18 protein-coding genes and 1 tRNA gene are annotated in these 19855 nt (G+C 56.4%); all 19 read right to left on the reverse strand.

What is annotated here, in order from left to right:
- Window positions 1–1169: elongation factor Tu (gene tuf, locus AB5Y59_RS15745; RefSeq protein ID WP_202041923.1), on the reverse strand; the 1169-nt coding region annotated here is incomplete at its 3' end.
- A 54-nt stretch (window positions 1170–1223) separates the two neighbouring features.
- Window positions 1224–3329: an elongation factor G gene (fusA, locus tag AB5Y59_RS15750; RefSeq protein ID WP_010675948.1), complete on the reverse strand. Its 2106-nt coding sequence runs from the start codon at window positions 3327–3329 to the stop codon at window positions 1224–1226.
- 75 nt (window positions 3330–3404) lie between these two features.
- A complete protein-coding gene (gene rpsG, locus AB5Y59_RS15755) occupies window positions 3405–3875 on the reverse strand; it encodes a 30S ribosomal protein S7 (protein ID WP_010675949.1) in 471 nt (156 codons plus the stop codon).
- Window positions 3876–3968: 93 nt separating this feature from the next.
- A complete protein-coding gene (rpsL, locus tag AB5Y59_RS15760) occupies window positions 3969–4343 on the reverse strand; it encodes a 30S ribosomal protein S12 (RefSeq protein WP_005306278.1) in 375 nt (124 codons plus the stop codon).
- Between the two features lie 181 nt (window positions 4344–4524).
- On the reverse strand, window positions 4525–4803 hold the full coding sequence (gene tusB / locus AB5Y59_RS15765) for a sulfurtransferase complex subunit TusB (protein WP_043153905.1): 279 nt from the start codon (window positions 4801–4803) through the stop codon (window positions 4525–4527).
- Window positions 4804–4810: 7 nt separating this feature from the next.
- Entirely contained in the window at window positions 4811–5167 is a 357-nt protein-coding gene (tusC, locus tag AB5Y59_RS15770; protein WP_029314860.1) for a sulfurtransferase complex subunit TusC, read from the reverse strand.
- A 9-nt stretch (window positions 5168–5176) separates the two neighbouring features.
- Complete coding sequence (gene tusD / locus AB5Y59_RS15775; RefSeq protein WP_043153907.1) at window positions 5177–5569, reverse strand: sulfurtransferase complex subunit TusD; 393 nt, start codon at window positions 5567–5569, stop codon at window positions 5177–5179.
- 86 nt (window positions 5570–5655) lie between these two features.
- The gene (locus AB5Y59_RS15780; protein WP_010675953.1) at window positions 5656–6036 is read right to left on the reverse strand and encodes a RidA family protein; all 381 of its coding nucleotides are present in this window, start codon (window positions 6034–6036) and stop codon (window positions 5656–5658) included.
- A gap of 26 nt (window positions 6037–6062) precedes the next feature.
- Window positions 6063–6779, reverse strand: coding sequence for a transcriptional regulator (locus tag AB5Y59_RS15785; protein WP_010675954.1), 717 nt, complete (start codon window positions 6777–6779; stop codon window positions 6063–6065).
- A 197-nt stretch (window positions 6780–6976) separates the two neighbouring features.
- Window positions 6977–11281 (reverse strand): DNA-directed RNA polymerase subunit beta', encoded by a 4305-nt coding sequence (gene rpoC, locus AB5Y59_RS15790; RefSeq protein ID WP_010675955.1) that lies wholly within the window; start codon window positions 11279–11281, stop codon window positions 6977–6979.
- 91 nt (window positions 11282–11372) lie between these two features.
- Window positions 11373–15401: a DNA-directed RNA polymerase subunit beta gene (gene rpoB / locus AB5Y59_RS15795; RefSeq protein WP_010675956.1), complete on the reverse strand. Its 4029-nt coding sequence runs from the start codon at window positions 15399–15401 to the stop codon at window positions 11373–11375.
- A 223-nt stretch (window positions 15402–15624) separates the two neighbouring features.
- Window positions 15625–15990: a 50S ribosomal protein L7/L12 gene (gene rplL, locus AB5Y59_RS15800; protein ID WP_010675957.1), complete on the reverse strand. Its 366-nt coding sequence runs from the start codon at window positions 15988–15990 to the stop codon at window positions 15625–15627.
- A gap of 51 nt (window positions 15991–16041) precedes the next feature.
- Complete coding sequence (rplJ, locus tag AB5Y59_RS15805; protein WP_042016252.1) at window positions 16042–16542, reverse strand: 50S ribosomal protein L10; 501 nt, start codon at window positions 16540–16542, stop codon at window positions 16042–16044.
- A gap of 256 nt (window positions 16543–16798) precedes the next feature.
- Complete coding sequence (gene rplA, locus AB5Y59_RS15810) at window positions 16799–17500, reverse strand: 50S ribosomal protein L1 (protein WP_010675958.1); 702 nt, start codon at window positions 17498–17500, stop codon at window positions 16799–16801.
- A gap of 4 nt (window positions 17501–17504) precedes the next feature.
- A complete protein-coding gene (gene rplK, locus AB5Y59_RS15815; protein ID WP_005306313.1) occupies window positions 17505–17933 on the reverse strand; it encodes a 50S ribosomal protein L11 in 429 nt (142 codons plus the stop codon).
- 134 nt (window positions 17934–18067) lie between these two features.
- Window positions 18068–18619: a transcription termination/antitermination protein NusG gene (gene nusG, locus AB5Y59_RS15820; protein ID WP_010675959.1), complete on the reverse strand. Its 552-nt coding sequence runs from the start codon at window positions 18617–18619 to the stop codon at window positions 18068–18070.
- A 9-nt stretch (window positions 18620–18628) separates the two neighbouring features.
- Window positions 18629–19000: a preprotein translocase subunit SecE gene (gene secE / locus AB5Y59_RS15825; RefSeq protein WP_010675960.1), complete on the reverse strand. Its 372-nt coding sequence runs from the start codon at window positions 18998–19000 to the stop codon at window positions 18629–18631.
- Window positions 19001–19060: 60 nt separating this feature from the next.
- Window positions 19061–19137 (reverse strand) — tRNA-Trp (locus AB5Y59_RS15830).
- A gap of 52 nt (window positions 19138–19189) precedes the next feature.
- Window positions 19190–19855, reverse strand: a 666-nt coding sequence (locus tag AB5Y59_RS15835) for an EF-Tu/IF-2/RF-3 family GTPase (protein WP_368212311.1), incomplete at its 5' end; no start/stop codon positions are given.

The following is a 19855-nucleotide window of genomic DNA, read 5'->3' on the forward strand; positions in this document are numbered from 1 at the left end:
GCTACAACACCAGCACCTACGGTACGGCCACCTTCACGGATGGCGAAACGCAGGCCGTCGTCCATCGCGATCGGGGCAATCAGGGTAACAACCATCTTGATGTTGTCGCCCGGCATTACCATCTCTACGCCTTCCGGCAGTTCGATGGTACCGGTCACGTCGGTAGTACGGAAGTAGAACTGCGGACGGTAGCCCTTGAAGAACGGGGTGTGACGACCACCTTCTTCTTTGGACAGCACGTACACTTCGGATTCGAACTTGGTGTGCGGCTTGATGGTGCCCGGCTTGGCCAGTACCTGACCACGCTCTACGTCTTCACGCTTCACGCCACGCAGCAGTGCGCCAACGTTCTCACCTGCACGACCTTCGTCCAGCAGTTTGCGGAACATTTCAACGCCGGTACAGGTGGTCTTGGTGGTATCTTTGATACCAACGATTTCCACTTCTTCACCAACCTTGACGATACCGCGCTCTACACGACCGGTTACTACGGTACCACGGCCTGCGATGGAGAAGACGTCTTCGATAGGCATCAGGAACGGCTGGTCAATGGCACGCTCCGGCTCCGGAATGTAGGTGTCCAGGTGGCCAGCCAGTTCCAGGATCTTCTCTTCCCACTGAGCTTCGCCTTCCAGCGCTTTCAGTGCGGAACCACGTACTACCGGCAGGTCATCACCCGGGAAGTCGTACTCGGACAGCAGTTCGCGAACTTCCATCTCAACCAGTTCCAGCAGCTCTTCGTCATCTACCATGTCACACTTGTTCATGAACACGATGATGTACGGAACGCCTACCTGACGACCCAGCAGGATGTGCTCACGAGTCTGCGGCATCGGGCCGTCCGTCGCTGCTACTACCAGGATCGCGCCGTCCATCTGGGCAGCACCGGTGATCATGTTTTTAACGTAGTCGGCGTGACCCGGGCAGTCTACGTGGGCGTAGTGGCGGGTAGCGGTGTCGTATTCTACGTGGGAGGTGTTGATGGTGATACCACGCTCACGCTCTTCCGGCGCCTTGTCAATCTGGTCGAAGGCGAAAGCTTTACCACCGAAGTGCTTGGCCAGCACGTTGGTGATGGCGGCGGTCAGGGTGGTTTTACCGTGGTCAACGTGGCCGATGGTGCCGACGTTTACGTGCGGTTTATTACGCTCAAATTTTTCTTTAGACACGACGTAGTCCTTCTAGGTTAAACCCGCCTACCGTCGTAGGCGGGGAATCTTAAATTACTTGGATTTGCGCTCTTCGATCACGGCCTGGGCGACGTTGGTCGGGGCATCGTGATACTTGGCGAATTCCATGGCGTAGGAAGCACGACCCTGGGTAGCAGAACGCAGGGAGGTGGCGTAACCGAACATTTCGGCCAGCGGCACCAGCGCACGTACGATCTTGCCGGACGGGCCATCTTCCATGCCTTCGATCAGGCCGCGACGACGGTTCAGGTCACCGATCACGTCGCCCATGTAGTCTTCCGGAGTCTCGACTTCGACCTTCATGATCGGTTCGAGCAGTACCGGGTTGGCCTTCATGAAGCCAGCCTTGAACGCCAGAGAAGCAGCGATCTTGAACGCCAGTTCGGAAGAGTCGACATCGTGGTAGGAACCGAAGTGCAGACGCACACCCAGATCCATTACCGGATAGCCTGCCAGCGGGCCGGACTTCAGCTGCTCGCGGATACCCTTGTCAACACCCGGGATGAATTCGCCCGGAATCACGCCACCCTTGATGTCGTTGACGAATTCGTAGGCTTTGCCTTCTTCCAGCGGGTACATGTCGATAACGACGTGACCGTACTGACCACGACCACCGGACTGCTTGGCATGCTTGCCTTCGATGTCCTTGACGGTGTTGCGGATGGTTTCACGGTAGGCAACCTGCGGCTTACCTACGTTGGCTTCTACCTTGAACTCGCGACGCATACGGTCAACGATGATGTCCAGGTGCAGCTCACCCATACCGGCGATGATGGTTTGGCCAGATTCTTCGTCGGTCCATACGCGGAAGGACGGGTCTTCCTGAGCCAGACGGCCCAGAGCCAGGCCCATCTTCTCTTGGTCAGCCTTGGATTTCGGCTCAACGGCGATGGAGATTACCGGTTCCGGGAATTCCATACGCTCCAGGATGATCGGTGCGCTTTCGTCACACAGGGTGTCACCGGTGGTGACGTCCTTCAGGCCGATGGCAGCAGCGATGTCGCCTGCGCGAACTTCTTTGATCTCTTCACGCTTGTTGGCGTGCATCTGAACGATACGGCCGAAACGCTCGCGCTTCTCTTTAACGGAGTTCAGCACGGAGTCACCGGAGTTGACCACACCGGAGTAAACACGGAAGAAGGTCAGGTTGCCCACGAACGGGTCGGTAGCAATCTTGAATGCCAGAGCAGAGAACGGCTCGTCATCGGAAGCGTGACGCTCGTCCTTGGTCTCGCCATCCAGCTTCAGACCGTCGATAGCAGCAACGTCGGTCGGAGCCGGCAGGTACTCGACCACGGCATCCAGCATGGCCTGTACGCCCTTGTTCTTGAACGCGGAGCCACAGGTAACCAGGATGATTTCGTTGTTCAGAACACGCTGACGCAGAGCTTTCTTGATCTCTTCTTCAGTCAGTTCTTCACCACCCAGGTATTTTTCCATCAGGTCTTCAGACGCTTCAGCAGCGGCTTCAACCAGGTTCATGCGCATTTCTTGCGCCTGTTCCAGCAGCTCAGCCGGGACGTCTTCGTAGTCGAAGGATACGCCCTGGTCAGCTTCGCTCCAGTTGATGGCTTTCATCTTGACCAGGTCGATAACGCCCTTGAAGTTCTCTTCGGAACCGATGTTCAGTTGCAGAGGAACCGGGTTACCTTTCAGACGGGTCTTGATGTGCTCAACGCAGCGCAGGAAGTTGGCACCGGTACGGTCCATCTTGTTGACGAACGCAATACGGGGAACCTTGTACTTGTTAGCCTGACGCCATACGGTTTCAGACTGGGGCTGTACGCCACCTACGGCACAGTACACCATCACGGCGCCATCCAGAACACGCATGGAACGCTCTACTTCGATAGTAAAGTCAACGTGGCCCGGGGTATCGATGATGTTGATACGGTGCGGTTGGAACTGTTTACCCATACCGGACCAGAAAGCGGTGGTCGCGGCGGAGGTGATGGTGATACCACGCTCTTGTTCCTGTTCCATCCAGTCCATGGTGGCGGCGCCATCGTGAACTTCACCGATCTTGTGACTTACACCGGTGTAAAACAGAACGCGCTCGGTAGTAGTAGTCTTACCGGCGTCGATGTGAGCGGAGATACCGATATTACGATAACGCTCAATGGGGGTTGTACGAGCCATTGTCATCCTCTTACTAGGGCGCTTGTCCCCAGATAATTAAAGGTGCGCAGAGTCAGAAGACCCTGCGCAAGCGGATTACCAGCGGAAGTGAGCGAAGGCCTTGTTCGCTTCAGCCATACGGTGAACGTCTTCACGTTTCTTGACAGACGAACCCTTATTGTCAGCGGCATCCAGCAGCTCGCCAGCCAAACGCTGAGCCATTGATTTTTCACCACGTTTACGAGCGGCATCAACCAACCAGCGCATTGCCAGAGCATTGCGACGTACCGGACGAACTTCTACCGGCACCTGATAGGTTGCACCACCGACGCGACGAGATTTAACCTCGACCGCCGGACGAATGTTGTCCAGAGCGACTTCGAACAGGGCCAGGTGCTCTTTGCCAGATTTGGTGGCAATGATGTCCAGGGCGCCATATACGATGGCTTCTGCAACAGATTTCTTACCGTCAACCATTACTACGTTGACAAATTTAGCCAGCAGCTCTGATCCGAACTTGGGATCCGGCAGGATTTTACGCTGACCAACAACACGACGTCTTGGCATTTCAAATTCTCCGTAACTTCAGGGGTTACCCAAAACTAGAAAGTTATCTAACTAGAAACGAATTAACGTTTGGCCTTACTTAACGGAGAACCATTAAGCTTTCGGACGCTTCACGCCGTACTTGGAGCGAGCCTGCTTACGGTCTTTAACACCGGCACAGTCCAACGCACCACGAACGGTGTGATAACGAACACCTGGCAAGTCTTTTACACGACCGCCACGGATCAGAACAACAGAGTGCTCTTGCAGGTTGTGACCTTCACCACCGATGTAGGAGGTGACTTCGAAGCCGTTGGTCAGACGTACACGGCATACTTTACGCAGTGCAGAGTTAGGCTTCTTCGGGGTGGTGGTGTATACACGGGTGCATACGCCACGCTTCTGAGGGCACGCTTCCAGCGCCGGCACGTTGCTTTTCACAACGAGCTTGATGCGTGGCTTGCGAACCAACTGGTTAATAGTTGCCATCAAAAGGCTCCTGATAATGACTTCATAAACGTGTGAAAAATCCTCCCCGCAGATACGGGGACGCGAAATTTTATGCCCTGTTGTCTGGGGAGTCAAGATTTATACAATTTGCACACCGAAATGGCAAATGACAGTCGAATGACATTATGCTAAGCAACTGAGATAAAAAGGAAAACCAAGTCTAACCGCCCCAGGTCTGCGGTGATCCGTGCTCGGCGATCAACCTGATCAAACCCGGCATATCGAGTTCCATCCCGATCCCGGATGACAAGCCTCTCGCTTGCAGGTCTTCCTTCATGACGTAAAGGGGGACGTCTGCCAAGCGCTCGCACCACCCGGGGGCAGCCGCCGCCATCACGGCATCCTGCATCAACACCACCAGATCCCCTTCCATGCGGTAACGCAACGCCAACTCGAGATCCTGGCTCATGAAGGGAGAGTTCAATATCAGCTGTATCACGGACACCTCAGAAGCAGATGTGGGTGGTGAAACCCGCCCAGCTACGGCGAATTTCCGCAGGAGAGAGCGGAATAACTGGGATTAGCAGATCCGCCGCCGTCAGTCCTCGCTCAGCCAGTGACACCGCACAGACATAGATCTCCTCGATGTCATACAGTTCCAGCATCTTGAAGGTCGGGGCGTAGTGACGCTGCAATATGGCGTGTGGTGATTGCTCCCTCACCAGTTGCATTACGCCATCCCCCACCAGAAAGAGTGCCAGGGACTCCGTCAATGCAGAGGTGGCCAGCAGAGCATCCAGCCCCTCCCGACCACTCGCCGAACCATGGGGACCACGCCGTGAGATAAACGCTATTCTGGTCATTTTGTCCCCCTAGAACTGAACGAAGCGATCAGCGGTCAGTGCGGCTTCCGCCAACTGACCGAGCCCGCTCAGGCAGAATGGTGCTTCCAGATTGAAATGCTCCCGTCCCATTCCCTTGGCCTCCTGCTCATCCAGCACGCCACGGCGCATGGCCGCAGCCACACACACATCGATACGGATGCCCTGCTGGATGGCCAACTCGCGCCACAACGCCACCAGGTCGGTCTCATCGCTGGCTGGCGTATGGAGGCCATTGGCATTGCACACCCCCTCCTGATAGAAGAAGAGGTGGGACAAGCGGTGTCCCTGCTCGACCAGACTCAGGGCAAAACGATAGGCCGTGCTGGCCGTCTGGGTGCCATAGGCGGGCCCGGTGACCAGCAGAGCAAAATTCAGACTCATGATCGCACTCCTGCACAGCGGTGCATCCATTCTACCTCATAGACGCAAAAGCCCCTCCTGGGAGGGGCTTTTGCAATGAAACAGGCTCAGACGTAAGCGATGGCTTCGACTTCGACCAACACATCCTTGGGCAGACGAGCGACCTCCACGCAGGAACGTGCCGGAGCGGATTCGCCAAAGTAGCGGGCATACACCTGGTTGAAGGCCACGAAGTTGTTCATGTCACTCAGGAAGCAGGTGGTCTTCAGTACCTTGCTGGTATCGGCCCCTGCGGCTTTCAAGACTGCGACCAGATTCTTCATCACCTGCTCTGCCTGAGCCTCGATGCCACCGGCAACGATGTCCATGGTGGCCGGATCGAGCGGGATCTGCCCGGAGGTAAAGACCAGCTCACCCAGCTTGGTAGCCTGGACATAAGGGCCAATTGCGGCAGGCGCCTTGTCGGTTGCAATCACTTCTTTAGCCATTGTTATCTATCCCCTATCTATGGCGCTTACTCGCTCTCTTCTTCACCCTGCTTGCGCTGTCGGATGTAGAGATACACGGTATGTTTGGAAATATTCAGCTTGTCGGCGACCAGGTTGATCGAATCCTTGATATCAAATATGCCCTTCTCGAACAACTGGGTCACGATAAAACGGTTCTTGGCATTGTTGGCCACGGAGGGATCACGATTGATCTCGTCGATGGTGTTGTCCACCGTCTGGGCAACCAGCTCTTCGACGCTGTTGGCGAAGGTCTCCGGTGATTGCCGCTCCACCTGCTGTGGCGTCGGGAAGAATTCGGCCACGAACTCGTGGAAAGGTGCATTGATGTGCAGGTTGATGCAGATAAGGCCGATCACCTGCTTGTCGCGGTTACGGATGGCGATGGTGCTCGACTTCATCAAGGCACCGGTCCGACTGCGGGCAAAATAACTCTGGGTGTGATCCTGACCCGTGCTCTCGATATCCTTGAGCATCCGCAGGGCGAGATCGGTGATCGGCGCCCCCAGAGTTCGACCCGTATTGAAACCATTCGCTATTTGGATCACGGACTCATGCAGATTTTCCAGGGAGTGGAGCACCACCTCGCAGTGCTTGCCGAACAGATCGGCCAGGCCTTCGATAAGGCCCCCATATGAACGCAACAGCTCCCTGTCTTCGTCTGTAAAAGCGCGACCGCTCAGTTGCTCTTCGGGAAGCAGTACTTCCTCGATACCGACAGCCATGTTCTACCCCTGTAATACCCATTCAACTTTCCCGAGTTTTCAGTTGCGACGGGGCAATGTCAACTTTTTTTGATTTTTTGCTCTATAACCTTGCACTGGATCATCCCCCTGCCCCAGCCCAGTGCACGCTGGGCGCCGGATGGGAAATAAAAAAAGGGCCCCTAGAAGGGGCCCTTTTCGATCACTGCAGCGGAAGATTACTCTTCGTCAAAACTGCCGGCTGCGTTGAGCAGATCCGCCAGGTTTTGCTGAGCTTCATCGGCAGTCACCTGCGGCACACCGACAGCACGGGCTGCGGCGGCACGCTGGTTGATGCGGCTGTGGTGGTAGGCAAAGCCGGTACCAGCCGGGATCAGACGACCCACGATCACGTTCTCTTTCAGGCCGCGCAGTTCATCACGCTTGCCACCCACGGCCGCTTCGGTCAGCACGCGGGTGGTCTCCTGGAAGGAAGCTGCGGAGATGAAAGACTCGGTGCTCAGAGATGCCTTGGTAATACCCATCAGGATATGACGGTAGGTAGCCGGGGTCTTGCCTTCGGCAACCAGTTTACGGTTGGCAATCTTCACACGGGCCACTTCAACCTGCTCACCTTCGATCAGGTCGGTGTCGCCAGCGCTCAGGATCTCGCACTTGCGAAGCATCTGACGCACGATGACTTCGATGTGCTTGTCGTTGATCTTAACGCCTTGCAGACGGTAAACGTCCTGCACTTCGTTGGCGATGTAGTTGGCGACCGGGCTGATACCGCGCAGACGCAGGATGTCATGAGCAGACTCGGGACCGTCCGCCAGCACTTCACCCTTCTCAACTTTTTCACCTTCGAACACGTTGAGGTGACGCCATTTCGGAATCATCTCTTCGTAGATCTCGCCACCATCGGTCGGGGTGATGACCAGACGGCGTTTGCCCTTGGTCTCTTTCCCGAAGGAGATGGTACCGGAGATCTCGGCCAGGATGGCCGGCTCTTTCGGCTGACGTGCTTCGAACAGATCCGCAACGCGCGGCAGACCACCGGTGATGTCCTTGGTACCGCTGGACTCTTGCGGGATACGCGCAACCGCATCACCCACGCCCACGTTGGCACCATCTTCCAGGTTCACGATCGCCTTGCCCGGCAGGAAGTACTGGGCGGGAACGTCGGTGCCCGGGATCATCACATCCTTGCCGTTCAGATCGACCAGTTTCACGGTCGGACGCATCTCTTTACCGGCGCTCGGACGCTCGTTGACATCCAGCACGACGATGGAAGAGAGACCGGTCAGCTCGTCGGTCTGACGAGTGATGGTCACACCGTCGATCATGTGTTCGAAGTGCAGGCGACCCGCCACTTCGGTGATGATCGGGTGGGTGTGCGGGTCCCAGTTCGCGACGGTATCACCGGCGTTCACCGCTTCGCCATCCTTCACTTCCAGCACGGAACCGTAAGGCAGCTTGTGGCTTTCCTTGGTACGGCCCATCTCGTCCATGATGGTCAGCTCGGTAGAACGGGAGGTGATAACCAGCTTGTCAGAGTTGTTCAGAACGAACTTGGCGTTCTGCAACTTGATGCTACCGGTGTTCTTCACCTGGATGCTGCTCTCGGCAGCCGCTCGGGATGCGGCACCACCGATGTGGAAGGTACGCATCGTCAGCTGGGTGCCCGGTTCACCGATGGACTGAGCGGCGATAACACCGACAGCCTCACCCTTGTTAACCAGGTGACCACGGGCCAGATCACGGCCGTAGCAGTGAGCACAGTTACCGAAGTCGGTCTCACAGGTGATGGCAGAACGTACCTTCACGCGGTCGACGGAGTTGCGCTCCAGCAGGTCACACAGCTGCTCGTCGAGCAGGGTGTTGCGCGCTACCAGCACTTCATCCTCGGTACCCGGCTTGATCACGTCTTCGGCCACCACACGACCCAACACGCGCTCACGCAGCGGCTCGACCACGTCGCCACCCTCGATCAGCGGAGTCATCCACAGACCGTCGGTAGTGCCGCAATCGTCCTCGGTGATCACCATGTCCTGGGCCACGTCAACCAGACGACGGGTCAGGTAACCGGAGTTCGCTGTCTTCAGCGCGGTATCCGCCAGACCTTTACGAGCACCGTGAGTGGAGATGAAGTACTGCAGTACGTTCAGACCTTCACGGAAGTTCGCCACGATCGGCGTTTCGATGATGGAGCCATCCGGCTTCGCCATCAGGCCACGCATACCGGCCAGCTGACGGATCTGGGCGGCGGAACCCCGCGCACCAGAGTCGGCCATCATGAAGATGCTGTTGAAGGAGGCTTGCTCTTCCTCATCGCCCAGGGAGTTGACGTTACGCTCCTTGGAAAGGTTGTCCATCATGGCCTTGGAGACGCGATCGTTCGCGCTGGCCCAGATATCGATAACCTTGTTGTAGCGTTCGCCCGCGGTCACCAGACCGGACAGGAACTGGTCCTGGATCTCGGCGACTTCGGCTTCTGCAGCAGCGATGATGTCTTTCTTGGCATCCGGGATGACCATGTCATCGATACCAACAGAGGCACCGGACAGGGCCGCGTAGTGGAAACCGGTATACATCAGCTGGTCAGCGAAGATGACGGTATCCTTCAGGCCCTGCTTGCGATAGCAGGTGTTCAGCAGACGGGAAATGAGCTTTTTGCCCAGCGCCTTGTTGGAGACGCACTTGATCCAGTTCTGCGGGTTGGCGTCCAGGTCAGCCTGCTCTGCAGCAGTCAGTACCTTGGGCTCGTCAATCAGCGCGTACTCCATGCCTTTGGGCAGGATCAGGCTCAGGATCGCACGACCAACGGTGGTGTTCTTCATCTCGGTCTTGGCAACCAGCTCACCGGCTTCGTTCTTCACGTACTCGGTGATGCGGCACTTGACGCGAGCATGCAGGTCGGCCAGACCGGCACGGTAGACCTTCTCGGCCTCTTTAGGACCGGACAGCACCATACCTTCGCCCTTGGCGTTGATACGGGCACGGGTCATGTAGTACAGACCCAAGACCACGTCCTGGGAAGGAACGATGATCGGCTCACCGGAGGCAGGCGACAGGATGTTGTTGGTGGACATCATCAGGGCGCGCGCTTCCAGCTGGGCTTCCAGGGTCAGCGGTACGTGGACCGCCATCTGGTCACCGTCGAAGTCCGCGTTATAGGCGGCACAAACCAGCGGGTGCAGCTGGATGGCCTTGCCTTCGATCAGGGTCGGTTCAAACGCCTGGATACCCAGACGGTGCAGAGTCGGTGCACGGTTCAGCAGAACCGGGTGTTCGCGGATCACTTCGTCCAGGATGTCCCAAACGACAGCTTCTTCGCGCTCCACCATCTTCTTGGCGGCCTTGATCGTGGTCGCCAGACCGCGGGATTCCAGCTTGCCGTAGATGAAGGGCTTGAACAGCTCAAGTGCCATCTTCTTCGGCAGACCGCACTGATGCAGACGCAGGGTCGGACCTACGGTGATAACGGAACGACCAGAGTAGTCGACACGCTTACCCAGCAGGTTCTGACGGAAACGACCTTGCTTACCCTTGATCATGTCGGCCAGGGATTTCAGCGGGCGCTTGTTGGAACCGGTGATGGCACGACCACGACGGCCGTTGTCCAGCAGGGCATCCACAGACTCTTGCAGCATGCGCTTTTCGTTGCGCACGATGATGTCCGGCGCAGCCAGGTCCAGCAGACGCTTCAAGCGGTTGTTACGGTTGATCACGCGACGGTACAGATCGTTCAGATCGGAGGTCGCGAAACGGCCGCCGTCCAGCGGTACCAGCGGACGCAGGTCCGGCGGCAGCACGGGCAGCACTGTCATGATCATCCACTCCGGCTTGTTGCCGGATTGCAGGAAGGCTTCCATCAGCTTCAGACGCTTGGTGGTCTTCTTGCGCTTGGTCTCGGAGTTGGTCTGATCCAGCTCCTCACGCATGGCTTTGACTTCACCTTCCAGATCGATGGCGCGCAGCAGGGCCAGAATGGCCTCGGCACCCATCTTGGCGTCGAATTCGTCGCCCCACTCTTCCAGTGCGTCCAGATAGTTCTCTTCGGAGAGCATCTGGCTGCGCTCGAGGTTGGTCATGCCGGGTTCGATCACTACATAGGATTCGAAATACAGCACGCGCTCGATGTCACGCAGGGTCATGTCCAGCAGCAGACCGATACGGGACGGCAGGGACTTCAGGAACCAGATGTGGGCAGTCGGGCTGGCCAGCTCGATGTGGCCCATGCGCTCACGACGGACCTTGGTCTGGGTCACTTCTACACCGCACTTCTCGCAGATCACACCACGGTGTTTCAGGCGCTTGTACTTGCCGCACAGACACTCGTAGTCCTTCACCGGTCCGAAGATACGGGCGCAGAACAGACCATCACGCTCCGGCTTGAAAGTCCGGTAGTTGATGGTCTCAGGCTTTTTGACCTCACCGAATGACCAGGAGCGGATCATGTCAGGAGAGGCCAGACCGATCTTGATACTGTCAAACTCTTCGGTCTTGGTCTGAGCCTTCAAAAACTTGAGTAAGTCTTTCACGTGTTTCCCCTGTCAGGAGTCTAACCTCGGCGCCCCGGCTGCCGAAACAGCGGGGCGCCCACGTCAATTCTCGAACAATAAGAGCGAGCTCTTACTCTTCGTCCAGCTCGATGTTGATACCCAGAGAGCGGATTTCCTTCAGCAATACGTTGAAGGATTCGGGCATGCCCGGCTCCATACGGTGGTCGCCATCCACGATGTTCTTGTACATCTTGGTACGGCCGTTCACATCGTCAGACTTGACGGTCAGCATTTCCTGCAGGGTATATGCCGCACCGTAAGCCTCCAGGGCCCACACTTCCATCTCACCGAACCGCTGACCACCGAACTGCGCCTTACCACCCAGCGGCTGCTGGGTAACCAGGCTGTAGGAACCGGTAGAACGCGCGTGCATCTTGTCGTCTACCAGGTGGTTCAGCTTCAGCATGTACATGTAACCCACGGTGACCTTGCGCTCGAAGGCGTTACCGGTACGACCGTCGAACAGGGAGATCTGACCGGATTCCGGCAGATCGGCCAGCTTCAGCAAGGCTTTGATTTCGCGCTCTTTGGCACCATCAAAGACAGGTGTAGCCACCGGCAGACCCTTACGCAGGTTACCCACCAGGGTACGCACGTCGTCGTCAGACAGCTCGGCAATGTTCACTTGCTGGGAGTCCTTCTCGCCCAGGTCATAGACCTGTTGCAGGAACTCGCGCATCTCGTGCAGCTCGCGCTGTTCTTTGATCATCCGGTCGATCTTCTCGCCGATGCCCTTGGCCGCGAGGCCCAGGTGCACTTCGAGGATCTGACCGATGTTCATACGAGACGGTACACCCAGCGGGTTCAGTACGATGTCGACCGGACGGCCGTACTCGTCATGGGGCATATCCTCGACCGGACAGATCTTGGAGATAACACCCTTGTTACCGTGACGGCCCGCCATCTTGTCACCCGGTTGGATGCGACGCTTGACGGCCAGATAGACCTTGACGATCTTCAGTACGCCCGGCGCCAGGTCATCGCCCTGGATGATCTTGCGACGCTTGTTCTCGAATTTCTTGTCGAACTCGGCCTTCAGCTCAACGTGCTGTTCAGCGATCTGCTCCAGCTCGATTTGCTTGGCTTCATCTTCGATGGCCAGCTCAAACCACTTGGAACGATCGAGCTTGTTCAGACGATCTTCGCTGTAACCGGCGGCCAGCAGCAGGTTGCGGGAACGGCCGAAAATGCCGTCTTCCAGGATCTTGAACTCTTCGGTCAAGTCCTTCTTCGCTTCCTTCAACTGCATCTCTTCGATTTCTTTGGCGCGCTTGTCTTTTTCCACGCCATCGCGGGTAAAGACCTGCACGTCAACAACGGTACCGTACACACCGTTCGGTACACGCAGGGAAGAGTCCTTCACGTCGGACGCCTTCTCACCGAAGATGGCGCGCAGCAGCTTCTCTTCCGGGGTCAGCTGGGTTTCACCTTTCGGAGTCACCTTGCCGACCAGAATGTCGCCGCCCTTCACTTCCGCACCCACGTAGACGATACCGGACTCGTCCAGCTTGGACAGAGCGGCTTCACCCACGTTCGGGATGTCAGCAGTGATCTCTTCCGGACCCAGCTTGGTGTCACGGGAGATACAGGCCAGTTCCTGGATGTGAATGGTGGTCAGGCGATCTTCCTGAACCACACGCTCGTTCACCAGGATCGAGTCTTCGAAGTTGTAACCGTTCCACGGCATGAACGCGACGCGCAGGTTCTGACCCAGCGCCAGTTCACCGAGATCGGTGGACGGGCCGTCAGCCAGTACGTCGCCCGCCATCACCGGCTCACCCAACATCACGCACGGACGCTGGTTGATACAGGTGTTCTGGTTGGAACGGGTGTATTTGGTCAGGCTGTAGATGTCGATGCCGGCTTCGCCAGGCAGCAGCTCATCTTCGTTGACCTTGATAACGATACGGGAGGCATCGACATAGTCGATCATGCCGCCACGCTTGGCCACTACGGTCACACCGGAGTCAACGGCCACTGCGCGTTCCATACCGGTACCTACCAGCGGCTTGTCAGCGCGCAGGGTCGGTACAGCCTGACGTTGCATGTTTGAACCCATCAATGCGCGGTTCGCGTCATCGTGTTCCAGGAACGGGATCAGGGCCGCTGCCACAGAGACGATCTGTTGCGGGCTCACGTCCATGTACTGGATCTGGTCGGCGTTCATAAAGGTGGATTCACCTTTGTGACGGCACGGGATCAATTCATCTTTCAGACGGCCATCTTCGGTGGTCGCGGCGTTGGCCTGTGCGATCACGTACTTGCCTTCTTCAATCGCAGACAGGTAATCCACTTCGTCGGTGATCACACCGTCGATCACCTTGCGGTACGGGGTCTCGAGGAAACCGTACTCGTTGGTGCGGGAATACACGGACAGCGAGTTGATCAGACCGATGTTCGGACCTTCCGGCGTTTCGATGGGGCACAGACGACCGTAGTGGGTCGGGTGTACATCTCGAACTTCAAAGCCGGCACGCTCACGGGTCAGACCGCCCGGGCCCAGCGCGGAGATACGGCGCTTGTGGGTCACTTCGGACAGCGGGTTGTTCTGATCCATGAACTGGGACAGCTGGCTGGAACCAAAGAACTCTTTGACCGCGGCGGAGATCGGCTTGGCGTTGATCAGATCCTGCGGCATCAGGGTGTCCAGATCGCCCAGAGACAGGCGCTCCTTCACCGCACGCTCGACACGGACCAGACCAACACGGAACTGGTTCTCGGCCATTTCACCGACGGAACGGATACGACGGTTACCAAGGTGGTCGATATCGTCCACTTCGTCGTTACCGTTACGGATGTCGATCAGGCGCTTCATGACCTCGACGATATCGTCCTTGGTCAGCACGCCAACGCCAGTCTCGTCTTCACGACCCAAACGGCGGTTGAACTTCATCCGACCTACGGTAGACAGGTCGTAACGCTCGGAAGAGAAGAACAGGTTCTCGAACAGCTGCTCGGCCGCTTCGCGAGTGGGCGGCTCGCCCGGACGCATCATGCGATAGATCTCGACCAGGGCTTCCAGGCGGCTGGAGCTGGAGTCGATACGCAGGGTCTCGGACATGTAGGCACCGTGATCCAGTTCGTTGGTGAACAGAACCTCGAAGTGCTTGAAGCCGGCTTGGGACAGGTTGGCAACCGCTTCCAGGCTCAGGGCCTGGTTGGCAGTGACAACCATCTCACCAGTCTGCGGGTGCGCGTAGTTCTTGGCTGCAACTTTGCCAACAACATACTCTACCGGCACCTCGATCTGGGTGATGCCGTCTTTTTCCAGCTGACGGATGTGACGGGCAGTGACACGACGACCGGTTTCAACCACCACGGCGCCATTGGCAATGATGTCGAAGGTCGCGGTCTCGCCACGCAGGCGCTCGGGCACCAGATCCATCATCAACTTGCCATCTTTGACCTCGAAACCGATGGTCTCGAAGAAGGTGGCCAGGATTTCTTCGGAACTGAAGTCCAGGGCGCGCAGAATAATGGAGGCCGGCAGTTTGCGACGACGGTCGATACGGACAAACAGGTTGTCTTTCGCATCGAACTCGAAGTCCAGCCAGGAGCCACGGTAGGGGATAACGCGGGCGTTATACAGTACCTTACCGGATGAATGTGTTTTGCCTTTATCGTGGTCGAAGAAGACCCCCGGGCTGCGGTGCAGCTGGGAGACGATAACCCGTTCGGTACCATTGATGACAAAGGTGCCGTTCTCGGTCATGAGCGGAATCTCGCCCATGTATACTTCTTGTTCCTTGATATCTTTGACGGTGCCGGCAGCTGCTTCACGGTCGTACAGAACCATACGAAGCTTGACACGCAGCGGCGCGGAGTAGGTCACTCCACGGATCTGGCATTCTTTTACGTCAAATACCGGCTCACCCAGGCGATAGCTGACATACTGAAGCTCAGCACTACCGGAGTAACTGGTGATCGGGAAAACGCTACGGAAGGCGGCTTCTAGGCCGTACTCACCTTCCGGGTCAGCCTCGATGAACTGCTTGAAGGAGTCCAGCTGAATGGACAACAGATAAGGCGTGTCCAGTACCTGGTCTCGCTTACCGAAGTCCTTACGTATGCGTTTTTTTTCGGTATAAGAGTAAACCATAGGGTTCCTCAGCTCGCTGATAAGTGACCCACTCTGTCCCCACGGGACAGCTCTGTCTCAACACCGTTTTGTGTTGGCCCGGACGATGAGGCGGTCCGGATTGCTGGTGCACCGAGAGTCGTGAACGGTGTGAAATACTCTCAGTCTACAGCGCAAAAAGGCTGGTGAATAAAGATTCACCAGCCTTAGCCTGTTTTATCAGGCTAATCTACATAAATGCAGATTATTTGATCTCAACAGAAGCACCGGCAGCTTCCAGCTCTTTCTTCAGAGCTTCAGCTTCGTCCTTGGACACGGCTTCTTTCAGATTGGTCGGAGCAGCTTCTACCAGGTCCTTGGCTTCTTTCAGGCCCAGACCGGTAGCGCCACGAACGGCCTTGATGACGGCAACTTTGTTGGCGCCAGCAGCAGTCAGAACTACGTCGAACTCGGTCTTCTCTTCTACTGCTTCAGCAGCAGCCGGGCCGGCCATGACGGCAGCAGCGGCAGAAACACCGAACTTCTCTTCCATAGCTTCGATCAGCTCAACAACTTCCATTACGGACATGGAAGCAACGGCTTCGATGATTTGGTCTTTAGTGATAGACATGACAAAAATTCCTGATGTTGAATAAACTCAAACAGCCTAGATAGGCGAGAATCAAGCAGCAGCTTGTTTCTGGTCGCGAACAGCAGCGATAGTACGAACCAGCTTGCCAGCAGAGGCTTCCTTCATGGTAGCCATCAACTTCGCAATTGCTTCTTCGTAAGTCGGCAGCGTGGCCAGACGATCAATTTGTGCTGCGGCGATAAACTCACCGTTAAAAGCGCCAGCCTTGATTTCGAACTTTTGGTTCGCTTTGGCAAACTCTTTGAACAGACGAGCGGCAGCGCCCGGGTGTTCGTTAGAGAAAGCAATCAAGGTAGGACCGGTAAATGCGTCGTTCAGGCACTCGTATTCGGTACCTTCTACCGCGCGACGCAGCAGGGTGTTACGCACAACGCGCATGTACACACCAGCTTCACGAGCGGTCTTACGCAGGACGGTCATCTTCTCTACAGTGACGCCGCGAGAATCGGCTACAACTGCAGAAAGAGCGCCTTTGGCAGCTTCGTTGACTTCAGCAACAATTGCCTTTTTGTCTTCGAGTCCCAATGCCATTGGCTTAACTCCTGGATTGAATCCGGGTCTGTTGACCCAGTACTGACACATCCCCCCTACCTTTACAACAGAGGGGAACGATGCGGTAGCAGGATTCCAGAAGAGAAAGAATCTTTCTCGCTGGGTTTCCGGCACCGTCTACGCAGGAAGAATTAAGGCTTTGCGGCCTCCTGCGGTCTTGGACGGAGGTCGAAACCCCCAACCAATCAAGGCGCAAAATTATAGATTAAATTTTGCGCCTTGTAAAACCCATCAATTAGGCCTGAGCTTCCAGGGAAGCTTGGTCTACGGCAACACCGGCACCCATGGTGGTGGAGATGCTGACTTTCTTGATGAATACACCCTTGGCGGAGGACGGCTTGGCCTTCTTCAAGGCAACCAGCAGCGCTTCCAGGTTTTCTTTCAGCTGAACTTCGTTGAAAGAGACCTTGCCCAGAGTGGTATGAATGATACCGTTCTTGTCGTTACGGTAACGAACCTGACCAGCCTTGGCGTTCTTGACGGCTTCGGCTACGTTCGGAGTGACGGTACCCACTTTCGGGTTCGGCATCAGACCGCGCGGGCCCAGGATTTGACCCAGTTGACCAACAACACGCATGGCATCCGGGGATGCGATGACGACGTCGAAGTTCATCTCGCCTTTCTTGACCAGCTCGGCCAGGTCGTCCATACCAACCAGTTCAGCACCGGCAGCCTTGGCGGCTTCGGCGTTGGCACCCTGGGTGAACACGGCGACACGGATGTCACGACCGGTACCGTGCGGCAGTACAGTTGCACCACGTACGTTCTGGTCGGATTTACGAGCATCGATACCCAGGTTAACGGCAACGTCAACGCTTTCAACGAACTTGGCAGTAGCCAGTTCTTTCAGCAGGGCAATGGCTTCGTTGATGGAGTACTCTTTGGTACCGTCAACTTTTTCGCGAATAACGCGCATACGCTTGGACAGTTTAGCCATTGTCTTACTCCTCCACTACCAGGCCCATGGAACGAGCGGAACCGGCGATGCAACGTACTTTTGCATCCAGATCGGCACCAGTCATATCCGGCTCTTTGGTCTTGGCGATTTCTTGCAGCTGAGCCACAGTCACCTTACCAACCTTGTCTTTGTTCGGCTTGGCGGAACCAGACTGGATACCAGCGGCTTTCTTCAGCAGGAAGGAAGCGGGCGGAGTCTTGGTTTCGAAGGTGAAGGAACGGTCGCTGTAAACGGTGATCACGACCGGAGTCGGAGAACCTTTTTCCAGCTTTTCTGTACGGGCGTTGAATGCCTTACAGAATTCCATGATGTTCACACCGTGCTGACCCAGAGCAGGACCAACGGGAGGGCTGGGGTTAGCACTGCCAGCCTTAACTTGCAGCTTGATATAAGCTGTGACTTTCTTAGCCATTACAAAAATACCTCAAAAATGGGTTCTAACGCCTCGGAGACATGCTCCTGCAAACGGCTCCCCAACAAATAAAGGGGCAGCGAATTATAGAGATAATCGCTGCCCCTGACAACCGTTAAACGTACAGAGATTAATCAGCCTTTTTCGACCTGACCAAAATCCAGTTCTACCGGCGTTGAGCGGCCGAAGATCAGTACGGAGACCTTCACGCGGCTCTTTTCGTAGTCCACCTCTTCAACGGTACCGTTGAAGTCGGCGAACGGACCATCGGCAACCCGGACCATCTCACCCGGTTCAAACAGGGTTTTCGGACGCGGCTTGTCGTGGGCATCTTGCAGACGATTGAGGATGGCATCCGCTTCCTTATCGGAGATAGGAGCAGGGCGATCGGAGGTACCGCCGATGAAACCCATTACACGTGGTACATTGCGTACCAGGTGCCAGGTGGTTTCATCCATCACCATCTGGACCAGGACGTATCCCGGGAAAAATTTGCGCTCACTCTTGCGCTTCTGGCCAGCACGCATCTCGACCACTTCTTCGGTCGGGACCAGCACTTCACCAAACAGCTCTTCCATGCCATGCATCTTGATATGTTCACGCAGGGATTTGGCAACACGGCCTTCGTAGCCGGAAAATGCCTGCACGACATACCATCTCATACGCTGTTCACGTTGTTCAGTCATGGCTTATCCTTACACACCGGTAATCAGGTTGACCAACCAGACCAAGGCGCCGTCCAACACGAACAGCAGCAGCCCCATCACGGCAGTCACCGCCAGCACAATCAGGGTTGTCTGAATGGCTTCCTGACGGGTCGGCCATACGACCTTGCGGACTTCCAGGCGAGACTCACGGGCAAACGCCAGTGTTGCCTTGCCCTTGGTGGTTTGCAGGGCCACTGCACCGGCAGCGGCGATGACAACGACCACACCCAGGGCGCGGACGGCAGCAATAACGTCGCTCAGCAGGTAATTGCCCACTACAGCGGCCGCCAGGATGATGAAAACCAGGCCCCAAAGCAGGGTATCCTTGCTTCCGCCCTGACCCTCAGAACTAACACTCATACAACCCACCTGTATCTGACGTAACCAAAGACACAAAAGCCCCGTACGAGACGAGGTATATGGCAGGGGCGGCAGGACTCGAACCCGCAACCATCGGTTTTGGAGACCGCTGTTCTACCAATTCGAACTACGCCCCTGCATAAGAAAGCCCCTATTATAGGGGCTTTGCTTTATTTATGTAAGCCAAGATTAAGCGATAACTTTGGCTACAACACCAGCACCTACGGTACGGCCACCTTCACGGATGGCGAAACGCAGGCCGTCGTCCATCGCGATCGGGGCAATCAGGGTAACAACCATCTTGATGTTGTCGCCCGGCATTACCATCTCTACGCCTTCCGGCAGTTCGATGGTACCGGTCACGTCGGTAGTACGGAAGTAGAACTGCGGACGGTAGCCCTTGAAGAACGGGGTGTGACGACCACCTTCTTCTTTGGACAGCACGTACACTTCGGATTCGAACTTGGTGTGCGGCTTGATGGTGCCCGGCTTGGCCAGTACCTGACCACGCTCTACGTCTTCACGCTTCACGCCACGCAGCAGTGCGCCAACGTTCTCACCTGCACGACCTTCGTCCAGCAGTTTGCGGAACATTTCAACGCCGGTACAGGTGGTCTTGGTGGTATCTTTGATACCAACGATTTCCACTTCTTCACCAACCTTGACGATACCGCGCTCTACACGACCGGTTACTACGGTACCACGGCCTGCGATGGAGAAGACGTCTTCGATAGGCATCAGGAACGGCTGGTCAATGGCACGCTCCGGCTCCGGAATGTAGGTGTCCAGGTGGCCAGCCAGTTCCAGGATCTTCTCTTCCCACTGAGCTTCGCCTTCCAGCGCTTTCAGTGCGGA

Source organism: Aeromonas sp. s10, from assembly GCF_040907975.1.
Classification (GTDB): domain Bacteria; phylum Pseudomonadota; class Gammaproteobacteria; order Enterobacterales; family Aeromonadaceae; genus Aeromonas; species Aeromonas caviae.